15 protein-coding genes and 1 tRNA gene are annotated in these 17,952 nt (G+C 48.3%); 1 reads left to right on the forward strand and 15 read right to left on the reverse strand.

Annotated features, from left to right (window positions below; translation table 11 throughout):
- Positions 1 to 81: 81 nt before the first annotated feature.
- The 7 genes from ACYP03_RS13280 to ACYP03_RS13310 form a co-directional block, all read right to left on the reverse strand.
- Positions 82 to 1,704, reverse strand: a complete 1,623-nt coding sequence (locus ACYP03_RS13280) for a peptide ABC transporter substrate-binding protein (RefSeq protein WP_459780321.1) — start codon at positions 1,702 to 1,704, stop codon at positions 82 to 84.
- 165 nt (positions 1,705 to 1,869) lie between these two features.
- Positions 1,870 to 2,202 (reverse strand): hypothetical protein, encoded by a 333-nt coding sequence (locus ACYP03_RS13285; protein ID WP_248140382.1) that lies wholly within the window; start codon positions 2,200 to 2,202, stop codon positions 1,870 to 1,872.
- 125 nt (positions 2,203 to 2,327) lie between these two features.
- Positions 2,328 to 2,933 (reverse strand): beta-phosphoglucomutase family hydrolase, encoded by a 606-nt coding sequence (locus tag ACYP03_RS13290; RefSeq protein ID WP_459780322.1) that lies wholly within the window; start codon positions 2,931 to 2,933, stop codon positions 2,328 to 2,330.
- Between the two features lie 88 nt (positions 2,934 to 3,021).
- Positions 3,022 to 3,822: a transporter substrate-binding domain-containing protein gene (locus ACYP03_RS13295; protein ID WP_330959443.1), complete on the reverse strand. Its 801-nt coding sequence runs from the start codon at positions 3,820 to 3,822 to the stop codon at positions 3,022 to 3,024.
- Between the two features lie 284 nt (positions 3,823 to 4,106).
- Positions 4,107 to 4,817 carry a helix-turn-helix domain-containing protein gene (locus ACYP03_RS13300; protein ID WP_248140384.1) on the reverse strand — a complete coding sequence of 237 codons (711 nt, stop codon included), beginning with the start codon at positions 4,815 to 4,817 and terminating at the stop codon, positions 4,107 to 4,109.
- A gap of 472 nt (positions 4,818 to 5,289) precedes the next feature.
- Complete coding sequence (locus ACYP03_RS13305) at positions 5,290 to 5,700, reverse strand: ester cyclase (protein ID WP_248140385.1); 411 nt, start codon at positions 5,698 to 5,700, stop codon at positions 5,290 to 5,292.
- Positions 5,701 to 6,449: 749 nt separating this feature from the next.
- A complete protein-coding gene (locus ACYP03_RS13310; RefSeq protein WP_459780325.1) occupies positions 6,450 to 7,115 on the reverse strand; it encodes an HAD family hydrolase in 666 nt (221 codons plus the stop codon).
- Positions 7,116 to 7,417: 302 nt separating this feature from the next.
- Between ACYP03_RS13310 and ACYP03_RS13315 the strand changes: the two genes are divergently transcribed.
- Positions 7,418 to 7,729, forward strand: coding sequence for a high-potential iron-sulfur protein (locus ACYP03_RS13315; protein WP_248141649.1), 312 nt, complete (start codon positions 7,418 to 7,420; stop codon positions 7,727 to 7,729).
- Between the two features lie 73 nt (positions 7,730 to 7,802).
- Here the strand turns inward: ACYP03_RS13315 and ACYP03_RS13320 are convergent.
- The 8 genes from ACYP03_RS13320 to ACYP03_RS13355 all read right to left on the reverse strand — a co-directional run bounded on the left by ACYP03_RS13320 (position 7,803) and on the right by ACYP03_RS13355 (position 17,702).
- Positions 7,803 to 7,876: transfer RNA gene (locus ACYP03_RS13320), tRNA-Cys, on the reverse strand.
- Positions 7,877 to 7,990: 114 nt separating this feature from the next.
- Entirely contained in the window at positions 7,991 to 8,773 is a 783-nt protein-coding gene (gene btuD, locus ACYP03_RS13325) for a vitamin B12 ABC transporter ATP-binding protein BtuD (RefSeq protein WP_459780327.1), read from the reverse strand.
- 6 nt (positions 8,774 to 8,779) lie between these two features.
- A complete protein-coding gene (gene btuC, locus ACYP03_RS13330) occupies positions 8,780 to 9,772 on the reverse strand; it encodes a vitamin B12 ABC transporter permease BtuC (protein ID WP_459780329.1) in 993 nt (330 codons plus the stop codon).
- 157 nt (positions 9,773 to 9,929) lie between these two features.
- Complete coding sequence (locus ACYP03_RS13335; protein ID WP_459780330.1) at positions 9,930 to 10,976, reverse strand: succinylglutamate desuccinylase; 1,047 nt, start codon at positions 10,974 to 10,976, stop codon at positions 9,930 to 9,932.
- Positions 10,977 to 11,235: 259 nt separating this feature from the next.
- A complete protein-coding gene (gene ihfA, locus ACYP03_RS13340; protein WP_248140391.1) occupies positions 11,236 to 11,532 on the reverse strand; it encodes an integration host factor subunit alpha in 297 nt (98 codons plus the stop codon).
- Between the two features lie 441 nt (positions 11,533 to 11,973).
- Positions 11,974 to 14,358, reverse strand: coding sequence for a phenylalanine--tRNA ligase subunit beta (gene pheT / locus ACYP03_RS13345; RefSeq protein ID WP_459780332.1), 2,385 nt, complete (start codon positions 14,356 to 14,358; stop codon positions 11,974 to 11,976).
- Positions 14,359 to 14,378: 20 nt separating this feature from the next.
- Positions 14,379 to 15,362: a phenylalanine--tRNA ligase subunit alpha gene (gene pheS / locus ACYP03_RS13350; RefSeq protein ID WP_248140393.1), complete on the reverse strand. Its 984-nt coding sequence runs from the start codon at positions 15,360 to 15,362 to the stop codon at positions 14,379 to 14,381.
- Between the two features lie 246 nt (positions 15,363 to 15,608).
- The gene (locus ACYP03_RS13355; RefSeq protein WP_459780334.1) at positions 15,609 to 17,702 is read right to left on the reverse strand and encodes a TonB-dependent receptor domain-containing protein; all 2,094 of its coding nucleotides are present in this window, start codon (positions 17,700 to 17,702) and stop codon (positions 15,609 to 15,611) included.
- Between the last annotated feature and the right edge of the window lie 250 nt (positions 17,703 to 17,952).

The raw sequence follows: 17,952 nt of genomic DNA on the forward strand, positions 1-17,952 counted from the left end.
GGTAATGGTCGTGAGAACTTACTGTCGTTTTGGAGGGAATTATCAAGCAATAAAAAAGCCTGTAAAAACAGGCTCTTCAAATCACTTCGCTACGAAATACATGTCCTTCGCATAGATATTCCCTTTCGGGTTGTTGCGCGGGAAACCTTTCAGGTTACTTTTGACCAGTCTGGTGTGGTTGTAATAATAAACAGGCATGACCGGTGATGCTTGATCCAGAATCTGCTCCGCCTGACGATACAATCCGTACCGTGTGGTTTCATCAGAGACATCGGCCGCTTGCTTCAGCAGCGCATCAAAATCCGGGTTACAGAACCCGGTTACGTTCCCTGGATGACCACAGGTAAAACTGTTCAAAATAGATGAAGGCTCAGCATAGTCACCAAAAGCATAAGAACGTGCAACGGTAAAATCTCCAGCAGCTTTCGCGGCCAGATAAGCGTTCCACTCCATGTTTTCCAGTCCGACGTTTACACCGAGTGTTTTCCACATCGCAGCAATGGCTAATGCCAGTTTCTTGTGGTTTTCACTGGTGTTGTACGTGAGCGTTACGTTTAAAGGCTTTGTCTGGCTATAACCTGCTTTCAACAGCAGTTCCCGGGCTTCTGCCATTCGTGCGTCATGACGCATCAGCTGATACGCCGGAGTATAATTCCTGTAATTCGGGATAATGTCCGGCACCACAGAAAATGCGGCCGGTTCACCCTGCCCTGTGACTTTTTGCACCAGCACATCCCGGTCAATTGCCATCGTCAGGGCGCGGCGCACATCCGGGTTATCAAATGGTGGTTGCTGGGTATTGAACGCGTATACATACGCCCCCAGCAGTCGCAATGACTTTAACTGTTTCGGGTTGTCTTTCATCAGCTTCTGGTAATACTCAAGCTGAACCCGGTTCGTCATATGAATTTCGCCAGCCTGATATCGCAATAACTCAGCATGTTGCGACGATAACGCCAGATAAGTCACACCGTTAATCACAGTAGAGGCGTTTTCCCGGTAGCGCTCATTCCGGGCCACCTCTACTCGTTCATTCGGTACCCAGGATTTCAGAACATACGCACCATTCGAAACAAAATGCTCCGGACGGGTCCAGCTGTCCGGAAATTGGCTGACAATATGTGCCGGTACCGGAAAGAAAGTTTTAATGCTCATTAAACTGAGGAAGTAAGGTGTCGGCCGGGACAGAGTGACTTCAAGCTGATGAGAATTGAGCGCTTTCACACCGAGCGCTTCAGGGGGTTGCTCCCCATTCAGAATAGCTTTCGTGTTGAGGATATTAGCTGTAGCCAGATTAAAACCGGTATTGTTCCCGGTTGATTGATTGACTGCACGACGCCAGGCAAACACAAAATCTGCTGCAGTTAAAGCTGTGCCATCTGACCATTGCAAGCCGGGACGCAACTGGAAGCGATACGTTTTACCATCATCGGAAACTGACCAGGATTCTGCCTGTCCCGGGATGATCTCACCGTCAAGGTTCTCGATCACCAGTCCCTCGAACAGATCATTAACGATCACATCGCCCGGACTGCCTGAACCGACAAAGCCCGGATCAAGCGTACTGGGTTCAGCGCCATTGGCACGGACGAGATGCTGTGTTTTTGCCAGTTTGACGCCGTCAGGGACAACGGCAGCCGTCACCGAAACAGAACAAAAAACTGCGGTGAGCGCAAAACCAGCAATCAGAATTTTTTGATTCAAGACGAGTTCCCTTCGGTCTTTATCCCATCAACACCTGAAATCCTTGTGTCTGATGTACGCCTGTTTCAGCGATCCATAGAAAGTGCGGGGACTAGATAAAATGATGCCAGACCCTCAAAATGATTCAGGTCTGGCCAAAAGCAAAGCTTTTTTCTTTTCAATCAATTACTTGGGAATGTTAAAACTTTTGTCATTCAGACAGGTAAAAGTGTAGTATTCCGAACGTTCATTGAAATGGCTGAAGCCCTTGCCCTGACAGTATGCACCGTTGATTTCATTCATCACAGTCAGTGTTTGCTGACTCTTCACAGAGAAATAGCTGTCATTTTCACAGACGACCCGGATCTTGCCATCATCCCCCTGAGAGAATGCCCGCACTTTGGCAGCACACAATGAGTAGCTCACATCGACAAAGTCATTTGCTCTTTCATCTACCGATGCACTACAACCCGCAAGCATTACCGCTGAAACTGCAGCGAGACTAATTAAGGCTTTCACGATCATCTCCTTTTTTATATACCTCAGTTAGATTGTAGTGCGGTCGTAAATAAATCGCATCAATTTCCTGCTACTGAATCAAAAATATTTCGCATGGAATCATAAATTTAGACAAAACTAATGTATCACTCCAGGGAAGAAGCCGATGTAAACTCTTTAATTTTTCCTTCAACCACCAGAAAACAATCCATGCCTGCTGCAAGTGCAGCCTGACGTCCAAGAGAAGTGTCCTCAAACACCACACACTGAGAAGGCACAAGGCCGATTCGTTGAGCAGCTTCGAGGAAAGTATCCGGGTGAGGTTTGTGATTTCGGACGTCGTCCGCGGTGACCAGTGCATCCAGTGAGGGAAGAATGTCCGTCATTGAGAGTAATTCCAGCGCATTGGACTTTCGGCAGCCTGTGCCGACGGCAATTTTCTTTTCCCCCCGGTAGCGCATCAGCAGCGAAAAGGTGGCAGGAATCACCTCCCCTTTATGCTCAAGGGCTTCAAAGAATTGCCACTTTGTATCTGCGACTTCCTGAACACTGTGCTGCAGCTGATACTTTTCATTCATCATTTGCGCGGTTTTGACTGTCGGAGAGCCTCCCAGACTCATCAGCCATTTCGGATCAAACGGTATACAAAACTGTTCACACGCAGCACGCCAGGCCTGAAGATGCGCAGGCATTGAATCAATCAAAGTGCCATCCATGTCGAAAATCAGACCGTGATATTGAGACAGATCCATCCTTAACCTCCAAATCAACACGTCTTCCATATTGGCTTAAAGTGCCTTTTCAGATCCAGATCTGTTTTCATCACTTACCGGCGAAAAGTCACTCGATATCCATCACCACCAGTCCCCATTTCTCGGCGATCCGGTCGAAAAAACCCTGCGTTTTCTTCAGTTCAATCCAATGGTTAATAAAGTTAATCCAGACCTGATCATCACGAGGTAACAGCATCGCCAGAGGTGTCGCTCGCCGCATGCCCCGGACATTGGGCACAGCCAGCTGTGCAAAGCGGCTGGTCAGTGTGGCAGCCTCAATATTAGAAGTCACAATCACGTGAGCGCGATTGGACAACAACGCCTGATACGCTTTGCCGCTCTCAACCACTTCTTGTCTGGCTTTCGGGAAAAACTCTTTCACCATCATTTCTTCCACAGAGCCCCGACGCGATGCCACAGTGACTGACGATGCGTTAAAGTCGCTCCAGTACCTGAAACGACTCTGAATTGATTGATGCGTCACCGGCACAAATCCCAGATAGTAATAAGGACGGCTGTAGCCTACGATTTTCGCCCGGCTGATATTCAGCGCTGCGCTGCCGGTCAGATCATATTTCTCCGTAACAATCCCGCTGACCAATGTTTTCCAGTCTGTTGCAACATATTCCACCGTCACGCCCAGATCTTTAGCCAGCTCTGTCGTGATATCAATGTCATACCCTTTGTAGAAATTTGTTGCAGGATCCCGCATGGTCATGGGTCCCCAGTCCCCTGTGGTTCCGACGCGGAGTACCCCCCTGTCCATCACTTTCTGTAAACGACTTGAAGCAGCATGAGCCTGGCTTATCATTACGATACACAACAGAAAAGCCAGAAACAGCAGTTTGAAGGACAAGGTAAGCCTCATCAGGACACCTCCGGAAACAACAGCGCAATCTTCACTACGTTTTGAATTAAAGATAGCATTGTCTGTGTAAAAATTTGTTGTGGCAGACAAGTTAATTCTGTCTCAGAAGTACAACATCAGAGGGAATGATGAAATGAAAGTCACTGAAGTAAGGTGTTTTCTCAAAAATAAGAAATCACATCAAAAAAACTGCATTACTGTTGTAATGCAGGAAACACAATATAAGGAATATTCTTTCGCTTGATTGCAAAGGTGATTATTTTCCCCGAACGTGAACACCAACATTAATTGTGGTTCAGATTGTGTTTTCTCATTCGGAATTCACCCGGAGAGCAGCCCATGTGCTTTTTAAACACTCGCGAAAAATATGAAACATCTTTAAAGCCTGCCGAGTTCGCAATCTGAGATATTTTTTCACGATCTGAACTCAGCAATCCGCAGGCAAGATCCAAACGTTTCTTAATAATGTACTGCTTCAGTGTCACGCCCATGATGCTGTGGAACAAACGCGAAAAATAGGTCGGAGAATACTGGCATGCGTTTGCTAAGTCCTCTTCCCTCAACGGTGAGCTGAGGTTTTCATCAATGATCTTGAGTGCCGGTCGGATCGACATCTCTCGATTCTCGAATCCTGGCTCAATATCAGCTTCGATGTTATGCGTATGAAGGCGGCTGAAACATTCTTCCAGTTCCTGTCGGCTCGCATTCGCCGGTAATACATCTTCACCACCGGCCCGGAGGACGTTCAACGCCAGATTTCCGTCGAGATTATGATAGACGACAACGACTTTTGCGGCAGGGAAGCGAGTTTTCACTGCCCGCAGCAATTCAAATCCTTCCGATGTCGAGTCAATGACCTCAAGAAAAACAAGTTCCTGCCCTGTCATTGATGACAATAACTCGTACGGAGAGATCTCGACGACCTTATGCGAAAGTTTCAGGTTTTCTTTCGCTTCTACCTGCTTGTCATGATGACTACTACTAACCCAAATCACACATTCACCTTAAACTACTCGTGTCATATTCCCATGTACATCAATTGATATGTACATGAATGGTGGTTGACACTCCTTGTCGATGAATAAAAAAATATTTATAAGAATACGTATGAATATCAGGGCAAAAATGTATTTACTTAAAATAATTAAGGTTCATTAAACTAAATTAATCCAGTCTTTCCGAAATGTTTCAAATATAAGCATCAATTCTTTGAAAGTCTGCTATGAGTAAGACTTCAGTCAGTTGACATAGTTCCGTCATATGGATGATGTCATTTTTTAGTACTTATAATTATAATAATTAAAGCACTTATCACAAATAAGTCTATTTTTTTCACAGTGCTGACTTGTCGCAAAAAAAGACCAAAAGACAAAAAAGTCTGACAGCGAAGCTTAGAAATGCGGTCTTGGAAGGCTATATTTTTGTTTCAAAGGCGTTTTTCAGTATCACCTGAGATCCCATTGACTCCTACTTCAGGTAGCCCGTCAGCTGTTGATACAGGTCAAAACTGCTGTCCTCTAACCAGCATTCAGTGATGAAACCCGCTTCCAGCCGAAACTGAATCATACCTGTCATCTGAATGACCTGCTTTTTGCCCGGTATATTCAGCCAGCCGCCCTGGTATTGAGCCTGACAGCGATATCTCACCACGGTTAGCGGAGGCTGACAGACGGTATCAGATATAGAGAACACAACTGATTTAAATTTTTGCCGCCACAACTGAAGGTAGGAAAGGTAACTCTCATGGGAGACCTGCTGCTTACGGCCGCCCGGCAAATGAAAAATGAAAGGATCGGAGACGTATCTGGTCAGACTGTTACTATCGGCATTTGCCCAGATATCCTGGAACCAGGCATCGACCCATTCCCTTGTTGTCATCTCAGTTACAGCTCCGCTTCAATTCATCGGGACATCGTATTACACAGACTCGAATGCTGCGAAAATTGTGACATTAAAATGCTGCCTCAATTTATACTAGACCTGCATCAAATCCTATGTCGGGGTTTATTATTGCAAATTTTCTTCGCACAATATCAAATTTACTGACAATGAATAAAGTTAGCGTTGTGCATGCCACATCCGGCGAACATCAGACAAATTCTGTTTCGCCTGATCAGACGCATCTGAGAGAAAGAGCTCAGCCTGCCTCAGGTAAAACTTTGCTTTTTCTGGATCTTTTATTAAGAAATAGTTGTGCGCAATCACGCCCAGCAAATCAACGAATGCGCTTTTATCATGGGATCGGCTTGCCTGGGGCAGCATCGACTGAAAAATGAGAAGACTTGTTTCCGGTGTATTCACAGACATAATCTGCGACAGATCAGGGCTGACTGAATCGGGTGTGGCATAACAGTATGTCTTCGTATCATCTGCCCGGACGAAGCTACTCGCTGACAGCAGGCAGTAAATCACAATGCACGGGTAAAATTTTCTCATCACGCAACGTTTCGCTTTGTCCTGGCGGGGTACGCCAAAAGTAAAACAAGAAGTCATGTGCAGAATCATACTGATAAGTTCAACTGCCGCCGCACCAGTATTGTGCTGATTGTGCCGGCTTTGGTGATGGCCTCTCAGAGCCAAAGCAACTGAGAGGTGTGTTACCGTCAATAATACAAGTCAGATATCATTCAGAGCGGATCACTCATGTTCAGTCTGGATAATGCAGCCTGATAATAAGACAGGCTGGGAATGTGGGTATGGTGGCTGAGTTTCTTGCCAACGGCCACAAAATCATACCCCAGCTCCTGAGATGCTCTCTGGTTCCACTCCCCTTCGGCAAATACAATCCGTCTTTTAAATGTCATTCCGGAATCCTGTTTGGCCCTGAATGCAGCGAGCGCCATAATCTCAGTCCGGCTTGGTGCATCAGATGATGAGGCGAACGTCATTTTACTGACATCAATCCCAACCGCTTTCAGCTTCATGCGGCTGACTGCCGCCCAGCCGCCGCTGGTAATCGCAACATGGGTGTCCTGACGAGTCCCCATCAGCTCGAGGAATTCCCGTGCGCCTTTGCTGAGCACAGTCTCTGCCGGAAGCGAAGTCAGTTTGTCCGCTAAATAGTCCAGATACTTTTGCTCCACCTGACGATGAATGATGGACCGGCTTGTTTCCACCGGGAACTGACGCAAGATCTCATCCAGCATTGCTGAATCAGTCACCCCTTTTTCCTGATAACGCGATTTATCTAAAGTAATGTGGAGCACATCTTCAATTGCCTGAAGAAAACAGCTCATGTCGATTCCCTGCGCATTCACCAGCGCACCGTCCACATCAACTAACAACAGATTCATCAAAATACCTTTGTTTATATCTTGGGAGATTGCGCCGTACAGCATGAAGATGTAAACAAAATGTTTCAATAACAATTTTGTTAAACTTCATTACTTTTTGAGTCGACTCAAACTCTTATCGTGCCATCAGATGCATTGCGTGTTCAGAACACAGCAAAGGATTACCACAAACCGCATGGTTATCAACAAAAATTTAACATCGTGATTTCTTAGCGATATTTCAGATTCTTTCCCACAATTATTCCGTTCGCCTCAAGAAGCGAGCCATATGTGAGTAATGAAGCAATCAAAGGATAATTATGATGAAAACTTCAACAGACCGCCGGCGTTTCCTGCGTCTGACCATGGCAGGAATCATTGGTATCACACTGGGTGATCAAATCTTGCAGAGAAAAGCTCTGGCCAGTGAAGAGCTCCCACACTTGGAAGAGGATGATCCGCAGGCTTCGGCGCTGACTTATACGCACAAATCACCTCATGCAGACAAACATTGCGGAAATTGCATGTTACTCCAGGGCAACGAAGGTGATGAATGGCGCCCCTGCTCAGTTTTCCCGGGTAAATTAGTGAATGTAGAAGGATGGTGCGCAGCCTGGACAGCCAAACCTGCATGATTCCGGAAAGCCCGTTCCGCGGGCTTTTCCCACCCGATTTTGGAAAAGATAGAATTTCAGAACAGATATCGAATGGAGGCGCGTCCCGGAGTCGAACCGAGGTCCACGGATTTGCAATCCGCTGCATAGCCACTCTGCCAACGCGCCTTATTGAAGCTTGTCTCAGAAGACGAAGCGCATTATCCAAATCCTGATAAAAAGTACAAGCCTTTTCTTCATCGGCCCGAATCAATTGGCGAATCTTCCGCCAAATGAAAGAAATCAGCCAAAAAACAGTCCGACCCGGTCATGGAGATAAACCTGCTCAACGGTTGTCTCGAAGATTTGCTCAAGACATTCCACGGTCATTACTTGCTCAGGTGTCCCTTTTCCGACACAGGATCCCTGCTTAAGGATGATGACACTGTCGGCATGCCGTAGTGCCCGGTTCAGATCGTGATTGGCCATGACAACCGCAATCCCCTGCTCCGACAGCTCGGCCAGAAGACGGTACAAAGCCGCTTCCTGACCGATATCCAATGCGGTTGCTGGCTCATCGAGCAGCAGCAGACGCCCCTCTGAATGCAGTTCCGGCCAGATTTGCAGACAGGCCGCTGCAAGCCTGACCCGTTGCCACTCGCCGCCAGAGAGCTGCTGAATATGTCGTGACAGCTTATCTTCAATCGACAAACGGCGACAGATCTCCAGAATCGCCTGATGAACACGTTCCGCCTCGGCATCAGGAATGGCAGACACCGCAAGTTGCAGATACTGATACACCCCGACTGCAAAACCGGGCTTATCCTGCTGAGGGAGATAGCTGCGATATCTGGCCATGTCATGCAAGTCCATCGACGAAAGCGCTTCACCCGCCAGCATGACCTGCCCTGAACCGTGAAATAATCCGGAAAGGCATTGAATCGCTGTACTTTTGCCACTCCCATTCGGACCAATGAAATGGACAATTTCGCCCCGCCGGACCGAAAAACTGAGTGGCAACAATCTGGTATCAAACGCGATATTGTCCGCCCAAAGGATTTCTTCTTGTCCTGTCTTATCTGTCATCTTCAATTACTCGGCCTGCGAACGCATCAGCATCCAGATAAACACAGGCGCGCCCAGCGTCGTTGTCACGACCCCAACCGGCAGTTCTGCTGCCGGTAACGCCACTCTTGCCAGTACATCGGACAAAGCCAGCAGCAACGCGCCAAAGCCAGCAGAAAGCGGCAGCAGATAACGGTTCTCTGTCCCCAGCGCCAGGCGCAGCAGATGCGGAACAACCAGTCCAATAAACCCAATCACACCGGCCAAAGCAACGGCAGCGCCGACCAGCAAAGCAATGACCAGAATCAAACGCCAGCGAAGCGCAGAGACATCCAGACCCAGCTGACGTGCATGAATTTCTCCCAGCATCAGAATGTCCAGTTGTTTACCGCGTGTGCAGAGCCAGATCAGGGCTGGCAGCAAAATCGCAAGGACACTGAGCTGCCCCCAGCTGACACCACCCACACTCCCCATCAGCCAGTACAGCAGCTGACGCTGATTCAGGTCATCACTGAAATAGAATGCCCAGGTCACCACAGCACCGGACAAAATACCCAGCGCGACCCCAATCAGTAAAAGACGCGTGGTTGAGACCCGCCTGACCCTGGCGAGACTGACCAAGAGCAGCGTAAAAACTAATGCACCCGACATCGCGACAATCATCGTCAGCCAGGGTCCTGGCACCCAGGGCAGCAAAAACAGCATCAAGACCAAAGCCAGACTGGCACCACCGGATATGCCCAAGACACCGGGTTCTGCTAACGGATTGCCAAGAAGAACCTGTAATACAGCGCCGGATGCAGCCAGCGCGGCACCAATAGCCATTGCCGCGACCAGACGGGGAAATCGGATCTGCCACAGTAACTGTTTTTCCAGATCACCCTGAGGCAACCAGGGCAGCACCCAAATCTCACCGACGGACAGCGACAAAAAACTACAGCCAATCAACAACAGAACCACCAGCCAGACGCTGAATTTCCATTGGGATTTCCGTCGCTGTAAAAAACGCTCTAAGTGCATGAATTCGATTATTTTCGTGTGATGGAGTCAGAAAAGAAACATACAGTGTCTGCTAATAAATGAAAAGCAAGCCAGAACAATTGGCTTGCTTTTATATTCGGACAACACTTGTTTTAAAGCAATGGGCAATCATCACCCATTGCTGAGAGTCTGTGAATCAGACTTTCGCCCGGACCTGATCCGTCAGCTCAATGTCTGCTTTTTGTACCAGCAAGCAGGCGCGCTGTCCCAAGGCGACATTGGGATTCGGAAAAACAACCGATTCCCCGCCTTCAGCTGCGACATAAGTTTCCCCGTTGTCCTGACCCAGCACTGTGCCTTCAGCAAAGTAAGTAAAATTGGCCTGATTTGCCGGGAAAGTAAAAGAAAAATCAGTTGTCTGTTTGGTCAGTGTGCGGGTGACACGATAAACACAGACTTCTTTGTCACCTGCATAAGCCGCCAGTGAATCCTTTGACACCAGTGCCAGCATCGCCTGGTTAAAGGCTTCCAGCCGGTGAAGATCGTTCTCTCCCAGCCGTGCGACCCGCCCGAGTTCCATTGTCAGCGCCTGAGCACCGTAATAATGCGCACTGTACCAGCTGAATGTTGGCGATGCAGAACCCGATAACATCATGGCTTCAATTTCACCGTGATGCAGGAAATTGAACAGCGCCAGTCCCCGGGTTTTCTTTTCACTGTAAGGGCTGACGGCAAACGTATAATGAGCGGATTCACGAATCGCACTGTGCAGGTCTAAATGCCATCGTTCGGCGTTTTCCAGAGGAGAGTTCTGGTAAAAGTCGTCTACGGCTCGCATCAGTAGATTCGCCTGCCGGCGATCAACATTACTCTCTTCGTTGATGCCTGCAAAAAGGCGGTTCATATTTTCATCAATGAAACGGGTATGCGCATTAATCGCTTCAGGATGACCGATAATCAACAGGAGTCGATGCTTAGGGAGCAGCTCCCCTTGCATAATTTTTTTCACCAGTTGCTGAAGCAGCTCAATTGGCCCTGTTTCATCCCCGTGAACCCCAGAGGACAGAATAATATCTTTACTATCTACTGACAGTGAAGGCGGTGTCACGGTTAACACACCACGTGCGGTCAGCTCACAGCTGACGCCATTGTCTAATTGCCATTTTCCGGCTTCAAAAGGTCGTGTTAAATCCAACGTTGCGGAAAGAAACTCTCCTTCCTGTACTGCCTTGACCAAAGCCATCATGACCTCCTCGTCCGTGCAATCGGCATACTTAAATCAAGATTGTTTTATGCAGACATAAAGAATAAATAACCAATAAAACCAAATGCTGTCATAAAATCAGTGAAATAAACTGATTTCACTATACATCTTGGCTACATAGTTTCAACAATATCTTGATGATGGCAGGTAATAATGAGACGAAGGTAGACTGAGGCCATAAAATGAAAAACCCAAGTAAGCGAATCGTCTTACTTGGGTTCTTACTAACTTAAACCGCTTACTTTTCGATTTTGATACTCTCAACGCGTGCTTTAAGCTTCTGGCCCGGGCGAAAGGTCACCACTCGCCGTGCCGAAATTGGAATATCTTCACCGGTTTTAGGGTTTCGTCCAGGCCGCTCATTTTTGTCTCGCAGATCAAAATTACCAAAACCGGATAATTTCACCTGTTCGCCGTTTTCAAGTGCCTTTCTGATTTCTTCGAAGAAGACTTCCACCGTATCCTTGGCGTCCCGTTTGCTTAATCCCACATTCTCAAACAGGTTCTCAGCCAAATCGGCTTTTGTGAGCGCCATAGATAACTCCCTCAAGACTGTGTTGAACGATTAGTAAACATATTCATCAACATGCTTACTGCGAATTAGTCATTACAAGACAAACACCGCGATATGCATTTAAATGCATTATAGCCTTCTCTTCAGTGCCTGACCTTAACTAGTGACAAGTTTATGCCAACTCGCTGATTTCCGCCAACTTTTTTAGGCAAACTTATTGTCAAACCCTCGATATATATATACCGGAAAAGCATGACAACATGCACCTTGTTGTGCTTAAACTTGCAAATCGACAACAATAAATACCAAAAATAACAAAAGTATCAGTCAATATGACTGACAAAATGAAAGCTATAAGGAATTCTTACTATTTATCAGAATCTTAGCTCTGTCTGCAAAAAAATCAAAAAAAAGCAGCCTCTGCGGCTGCTTTTTCATCAAATCTCAAGTGATTACAGAGGGTTAATCACGCAGACTCGCACCAAATTGTTCGCCCAGTACGGCAACAATCGCTTCAACTGCCCCCTGAATATCCGCTTCTTCAAGCGTACGCTCAGCGGATTGCAGGTAAAGGGCTATCGCCAGACTCTTCTTACCTTCTTCAACACCTTTACCACGGTAAACGTCGAACAGGTTAACATCAGTCAGCAACTCACCACCATGTGCCTGACAAGCTGCCAGAACCTCACCAGCAGCTACATCTTCTGCAACCACAACAGCAATGTCACGACGGTTTGCCGGGAACTTGGAAACAGGCTGAGCCTGAGGGATTGCACGGCTTGCAATTGCAGTCCACTCAATTTCAAATACGATTGTACGACCATTCAGATCGAACTTACGCTCCAGCTCAGGGTGCACCGTACCGATAAAGCCGACTTCCTGGCCATCGACAATAATCGCTGCAGACTGACCCGGATGCAGAGCCGGGTGTTTGGCTGCTTTAAACGTAAAGTCAGCGTTCGCTGTCAGTTCCAGAATCGCTTCCAGATCACCTTTCAGGTCGAAGAAATCAACCGTGTTTGTCGCGATGTCCCAGTGCTCTTCACTGCGTGCACCGGCAATCACACCTGCCAGCATCGTTTCCTGACGAATGCCATTTTCTGCATTCTCATCCGGAATAAAACGCATACCTGATTCGAACAGACGAACACGCGGCTGCTGACGATTCTGGTTGAACGCAACAGTATTCAGCAGACCAGGCCACAGGCTCAGGCGCATCGCTGACATTTCAGCAGAGATAGGATGCGGCAGAATAATGGCGTCGATTTCAGGAACGATCAATTTCTGCTGCTCTGGCTCAACAAAGCTGTACGTAATCGCTTCCTGATAACCACGATCAACCAGCAGATCACGTACGCGTTTCAGCGGCAAATTTGCTTCCTGATGCAGATTCATGCTCAGCGCAGCCACCGGAGACTGAACCGGAATATTGTTGTAACCATAAATACGGCCAACTTCTTCAACCAGATCTTCTTCAATCGCCAGATCGAAACGCCATGATGGCGCAACCGCACGCCAGCCAGTATCTGTTGGTTCAACGATACAGCCCAGACGGCTCAGGATTTCAACCACGTCTTCATCGGAAACAAAATGGCCCAGCAGGCTGTCCAGTTTACTGCGACGCAGGATAATGCTGCTTTGCTGAGGCAGAGACTGCTCAGATTCAGCTTCAACAATCGGCGCAACGTCACCACCGCAAATCTCAACCATCAGCGCAGTCGCACGCTCCATGGCTTTTGTTTGCAATGCCGCATCCACACCGCGCTCAAAGCGGTGAGAAGAATCGGTGTGCAGACCGTAGCTACGTGCACGGCCGCGGATTGCATCCGGTGCAAAGAACGCACATTCCAGCAGCACATCTTTGGTTTCTGCGCTCACACCTGAGTGTTCACCACCAAAGATACCGGCCATCGCCAGTGCTTTCGACTGGTCAGCAATCACCAGCGTATCGCTGTTCAGTTCAGCTTCGGTCCCGTCCAGCAGCGTCAGCTTCTCGCCCTGCTCTGCCATACGGACCACAATACCGCCATCGATCTGGTTCAGATCAAACGCATGCATCGGCTGACCCAGCTCCAGCATGACATAGTTGGTGATATCGACGATTGGATCAATTGAACGAACACCACAACGACGCAATTTTTCCGTCATCCACAGAGGAGATTCAGCTTTCACATTCACATTGCGAATGATACGGCCCTGATAGCGCGGACAAGCTTCCGGCGCTTTCACTTCGATGGAAATTTTGTCGTCAATTGCAGGTGCAACGACTTCAAATGCTGGTTCAGTGACCGCAGCACGGTTCAGGACACCGACTTCACGAGCCAGGCCAGCAATGCTCAGGCAGTCTGCACGATTTGGCGTCAGATCAACATCAATGATGACATCGTTCAGGCTCAAGAATTCGCGGAAGTCAGTACCGATCACGGCACTTTCCGGCAGTTCCATGATGCCGTCGGAGTCAACATCAATACCTAATTCAGAAAAAGAACACAGCATGCCGTGAGAAGGCTGACCACGCAGTTTCGCTTTCTTAATTTTGAAGTCACCCGGCAGTACAGCGCCTACCGTTGCTACCGCAACTTTCAGACCCTGACGACAGTTTGGTGCACCGCAGACGATATCCAGCAGTTCTTCTTCACCCACATCAACTTTGGTGACACGCAGTTTGTCGGCATCAGGATGCTGACCACACTCAACCACCTGACCGACTTTCACGCCGTTAAAGGTGCCTGCGACAGCTTCAATACCGTCAACTTCCAGGCCCGCCATCGTGATCTGGTGAGCTAGTTCTTCGCTGTTGTTAGCAGGATTAACCCACTCGCGTAGCCAAGATTCAGAGAATTTCATAATTTGCTAGCCCCTAATGCTTACTTGAACTGTTTCAGGAAACGAAGATCGTTTTCGAAGAATGCACGCAGGTCGTTCACGCCGTAACGCAGCATGGTCAGACGCTCGACACCAATACCGAAGGCAAAGCCTGAGTATTTTTCCGGGTCGATGTTTACAGCGCGCAGTACATTAGGGTGAACCATACCGCAACCCAGAATCTCCAGCCATTTGCCGCCTTTACGACGCACATCGACTTCTGCTGAAGGCTCTGTAAACGGGAAATAAGAAGGACGGAAACGAATTTCCAAATCTTCCTCGAAGAAGTTTTTCAGAAAATCGTGCAGAATGCCTTTCAGCTGTGCGAAGTTGACATTTTCATCAACCAACATCCCTTCAACCTGATGGAACATTGGTGTATGGGTCTGGTCGTAGTCGTTACGGTATACACGGCCCGGTGCGATAAAACGCAGTGGCGGCTGACTCGCTTCCATCGTACGAATCTGTACACCAGAAGTGTGCGTACGCAGCATCAGATCCGGATTAAAGAAGAATGTATCGTGGTCGGTACGAGCCGGGTGATCTTTGGCAATGTTCAGCGCATCAAAGTTATGGAAACCATCTTCGATCTCCGGGCCGGATTCAACGGTAAAGCCAAGTTCGCCAAAGAAGCTTTCAATACGCTCCATTGTGCGGGTAACCGGGTGCAGACCACCATTCTCAATGCGGCGGCCCGGCAGGCTGACGTCAATGGTTTCTGCAGCCAGTTTGGCTTCCAGTTCGGCACGTTGCAAAGCGTCTTTACGAGCGGCAATTGCCTGCTGAACAGCTTGTTTCGCCTGGTTGATCAGCTGACCAGCTTCACGGCGCTCTTCAGGTGGCAATTTACCCAGACTTTGCAGTTGAAGGGTCAGGTCACCCTTCTTACCCAGATATTGGACACGGACTTCGTCCAGAGCGGCGACAGATTCAGCCTGCTCAATCGCTGCCGTTGCGTTGGCAATAATCTCTTCTAGATGTTGCATCGTTTCCTCATCCACACAAGGTGGCATCCTTCAAGGGAGATGATAAATTCGCGTAACGATACATATTAATGAAAGCTGATGCTAAATCCAAACGCAATCGCCACTTAGCGGTGCATTTGCTTAAAAAAATTACCAGCCTGGAGCCTAAAAAGCTGGAATCTGTCCCTTTTTGCAAAGTCTGCGCTGTCAGCATCCCGGCCCTCCTGCAACTGAGGGGCCGGAAGCCATGGACATCTCGCAGTGTGCTTACCATTTATAGGCAACAGAGAACCGGATATCACGACCTGCACCCGGCACCCCTGCCGCCAGATAAGGTTCGTAGTAACGATCCGTCAGGTTTTTCACCGTCAGACGTGTGATGAAATCCTGATTTGATGGCACGGGCAGCCATTCTGCATACAGTTCCTGCAACGTATAAGATTCACTTTTCACTGAGAGGTAAAACAGATCGTCAGCGGGCGGCGTCCGGTGCTGTTCGTCGTACCAGCGAACTTTCCAGCCTGTTGTCAGCCCTTCATACCATTGATATCCCAGGCCCAGATTGACATTGAGCGGTGCAATACCCGGCAGGTATTCATTCGTGCCGGTACTGTCAGCAAGAGAACCCTCATGTTTCCCTCTCAGTACACTGGCTGACAGATCGGTATACCAGCCGTTCAGGCGATAAAAAGCCCGGAAATCCGCACCATAAATATGGTAACCATCCAGATTCGTGCGCCAGCCCTGCAACTGTTCAGTCGACTTCTCACCACGGCGCTGTGCAACATCGTTTTCAGCCTGATTCCAGTGCAATGTCAGTTCAGCAGCCAGATGATCCCCTGCCGCCACAAAACCTCTCTCCTGATGCAGCACGCCAAGCTTGTACGCATGAATTCGCTCCAATTCCAGATCCCGGCTGCTGCTGATTGCTTTACTCGCACGGGCATACTGGACCGAATAAATATCATCAATACTGGGTGCCTTGAGGCTGTAAGCGTAAGCAAAATTAAACGCTGTGGTCGGCAGCCACTGATAATTCAACGCCAGTCGAGGGCTCCAGCCACGATGTGAGACTTTGCTGTAATCATGCCCGGCATCGGGATCATTGTAATCACTCGCCAGATTCTCTTTCCCTTCACTCACGATGTAATCGTAACGAAGTGAAGGTGTGATCAGCCATTGATCGGTCAGGTGATAGTCATCCTTGATATAGAAGGAATAAGTATCCTGCGTCCCGGAAGGTTCAAAATACGGTGTGTAATAGCCGAAATTCTTTTTCTCGTTCTTCGCGGCACTTTTATTGAAGACATGAGAGTTTCGATCAATCGATTTATACTGGAGACCGGTTTCGACCACATGCTTACCCAATGTGGCGGTATTCGTCAGGCTGGCGTAGTCACGTCGATAACTCAGCCAGGATTCATGACCATAGTTACCTACGCTGACGTACATCTTGTCCCATGCGATATCCGGCCGTACCCAATGGCGCTCATTTTTCGAGTGGGCAAGGACAAGCTCGACATCAACCCAAGGACTGATCGGAGAATACTGATAATTAAAGGTGGTTGTCTCATCCGTGAAGGTATTATTGACTGTGTATGCATATAAGGCTGCATCATAAGAGCCGTATTTCTCAATCAAACGATCGGTAATTTCCGGCATGCCCCCCCGTCGGGTTGCCCAGGGTTTCTGGCCTGTATCTTTGTAACGGCTGTGGCTGAGCATCAGCCGGTGCTCCAGGTTTTCATAACTCAGCTTCGCCAGCAAGTTGTGCTGCTCATAAGCTGAATAATCCAGTGTCTCCCCATTCCCGAGCGTGACGTCGTTTGACTCGCGAAAAACACCATTGACCAAAAATTGCCAGTCTTCACCGAGCATGCCGTACGCAGTCGCACTGTAACGTTCCAACTCATCGTTTGTGTTGTAACCGCCTTGCAGACGAACACCAAAAGTATCGTTTCCACGCAAGAAATCGGACGCGTCTTTGGTCGTCAGCTGCATGGTGCCGCCAAAGCCACCATTACCGGTACGCACTTCATGGGCACCTTTGGTCAGATAAACTTCGCTGATCAAGGCTGGATCAAAGAAGAAACTGCCGTAACGATATTGCTGAAAACCAATGGGCGCGCCGTCAACCATGACATTGATATCATCCGGATCAGAGAAGCCCCAAATGCTGATTCGCTCGCCGCTGGAGCGTGCGCCGCCATCCAGATTCACGCCCGGTATTGCATCCGCCAATTCAGCCAGATTTGTGGGCTGAAGCTCTTCAATTTCACTCAGGGTCATGGTGACTTCACCTGGCTTTGTCAGCACAACCGGCCTGGCCATACGCGTACCAATGACATCAATCGTCTCCATCCCGGCTTCGTCATACGTTGATGGTGCAGCAATAGATAAAGGAGATGAAACCGCCAGAAAAACAGCGACAGAACATAATCTTACTTTAAATAACAACATGCTTAATAGGTAATAAACTGCATAGAACGAAAGGTGCGGGGATTCTATCGCAAGGACGCCGCCCTTTAAATGAAAATAATTATCATTTGTAAGTAAGAAGTGCGGATTGATTACATCTCGAGCAGAACAAGCCATCACTGATACCGGATCA

The organism is Photobacterium sp. R1, from assembly GCF_054600795.1.

What these genes read in the sequence shown, in the direction of transcription:
- pheS (WP_248140393.1), bottom strand. Translation starts at nt 15,362, where the DNA reads ATGCAACATCTAGAAGAGATTATTGCCAACGCAACGGCAGCGATTGAG.
- ACYP03_RS13315 (WP_248141649.1), top strand. Translation starts at nt 7,418, where the DNA reads ATGAAAACTTCAACAGACCGCCGGCGTTTCCTGCGTCTGACCATGGCA.
- ihfA (WP_248140391.1), bottom strand. Translation starts at nt 11,532, where the DNA reads ATGGCGCTCACAAAAGCCGATTTGGCTGAGAACCTGTTTGAGAATGTG.
- ACYP03_RS13355 (WP_459780334.1), bottom strand. Translation starts at nt 17,702, where the DNA reads ATGGAGACGATTGATGTCATTGGTACGCGTATGGCCAGGCCGGTTGTG.
- ACYP03_RS13335 (WP_459780330.1), bottom strand. Translation starts at nt 10,976, where the DNA reads ATGGCTTTGGTCAAGGCAGTACAGGAAGGAGAGTTTCTTTCCGCAACG.
- btuC (WP_459780329.1), bottom strand. Translation starts at nt 9,772, where the DNA reads ATGCACTTAGAGCGTTTTTTACAGCGACGGAAATCCCAATGGAAATTC.
- btuD (WP_459780327.1), bottom strand. Translation starts at nt 8,773, where the DNA reads ATGACAGATAAGACAGGACAAGAAGAAATCCTTTGGGCGGACAATATC.
- ACYP03_RS13295 (WP_330959443.1), bottom strand. Translation starts at nt 3,822, where the DNA reads ATGAGGCTTACCTTGTCCTTCAAACTGCTGTTTCTGGCTTTTCTGTTG.
- pheT (WP_459780332.1), bottom strand. Translation starts at nt 14,358, where the DNA reads ATGAAATTCTCTGAATCTTGGCTACGCGAGTGGGTTAATCCTGCTAAC.
- ACYP03_RS13305 (WP_248140385.1), bottom strand. Translation starts at nt 5,700, where the DNA reads ATGACAACAAGGGAATGGGTCGATGCCTGGTTCCAGGATATCTGGGCA.
- ACYP03_RS13290 (WP_459780322.1), bottom strand. Translation starts at nt 2,933, where the DNA reads ATGGATCTGTCTCAATATCACGGTCTGATTTTCGACATGGATGGCACT.
- ACYP03_RS13310 (WP_459780325.1), bottom strand. Translation starts at nt 7,115, where the DNA reads ATGAATCTGTTGTTAGTTGATGTGGACGGTGCGCTGGTGAATGCGCAG.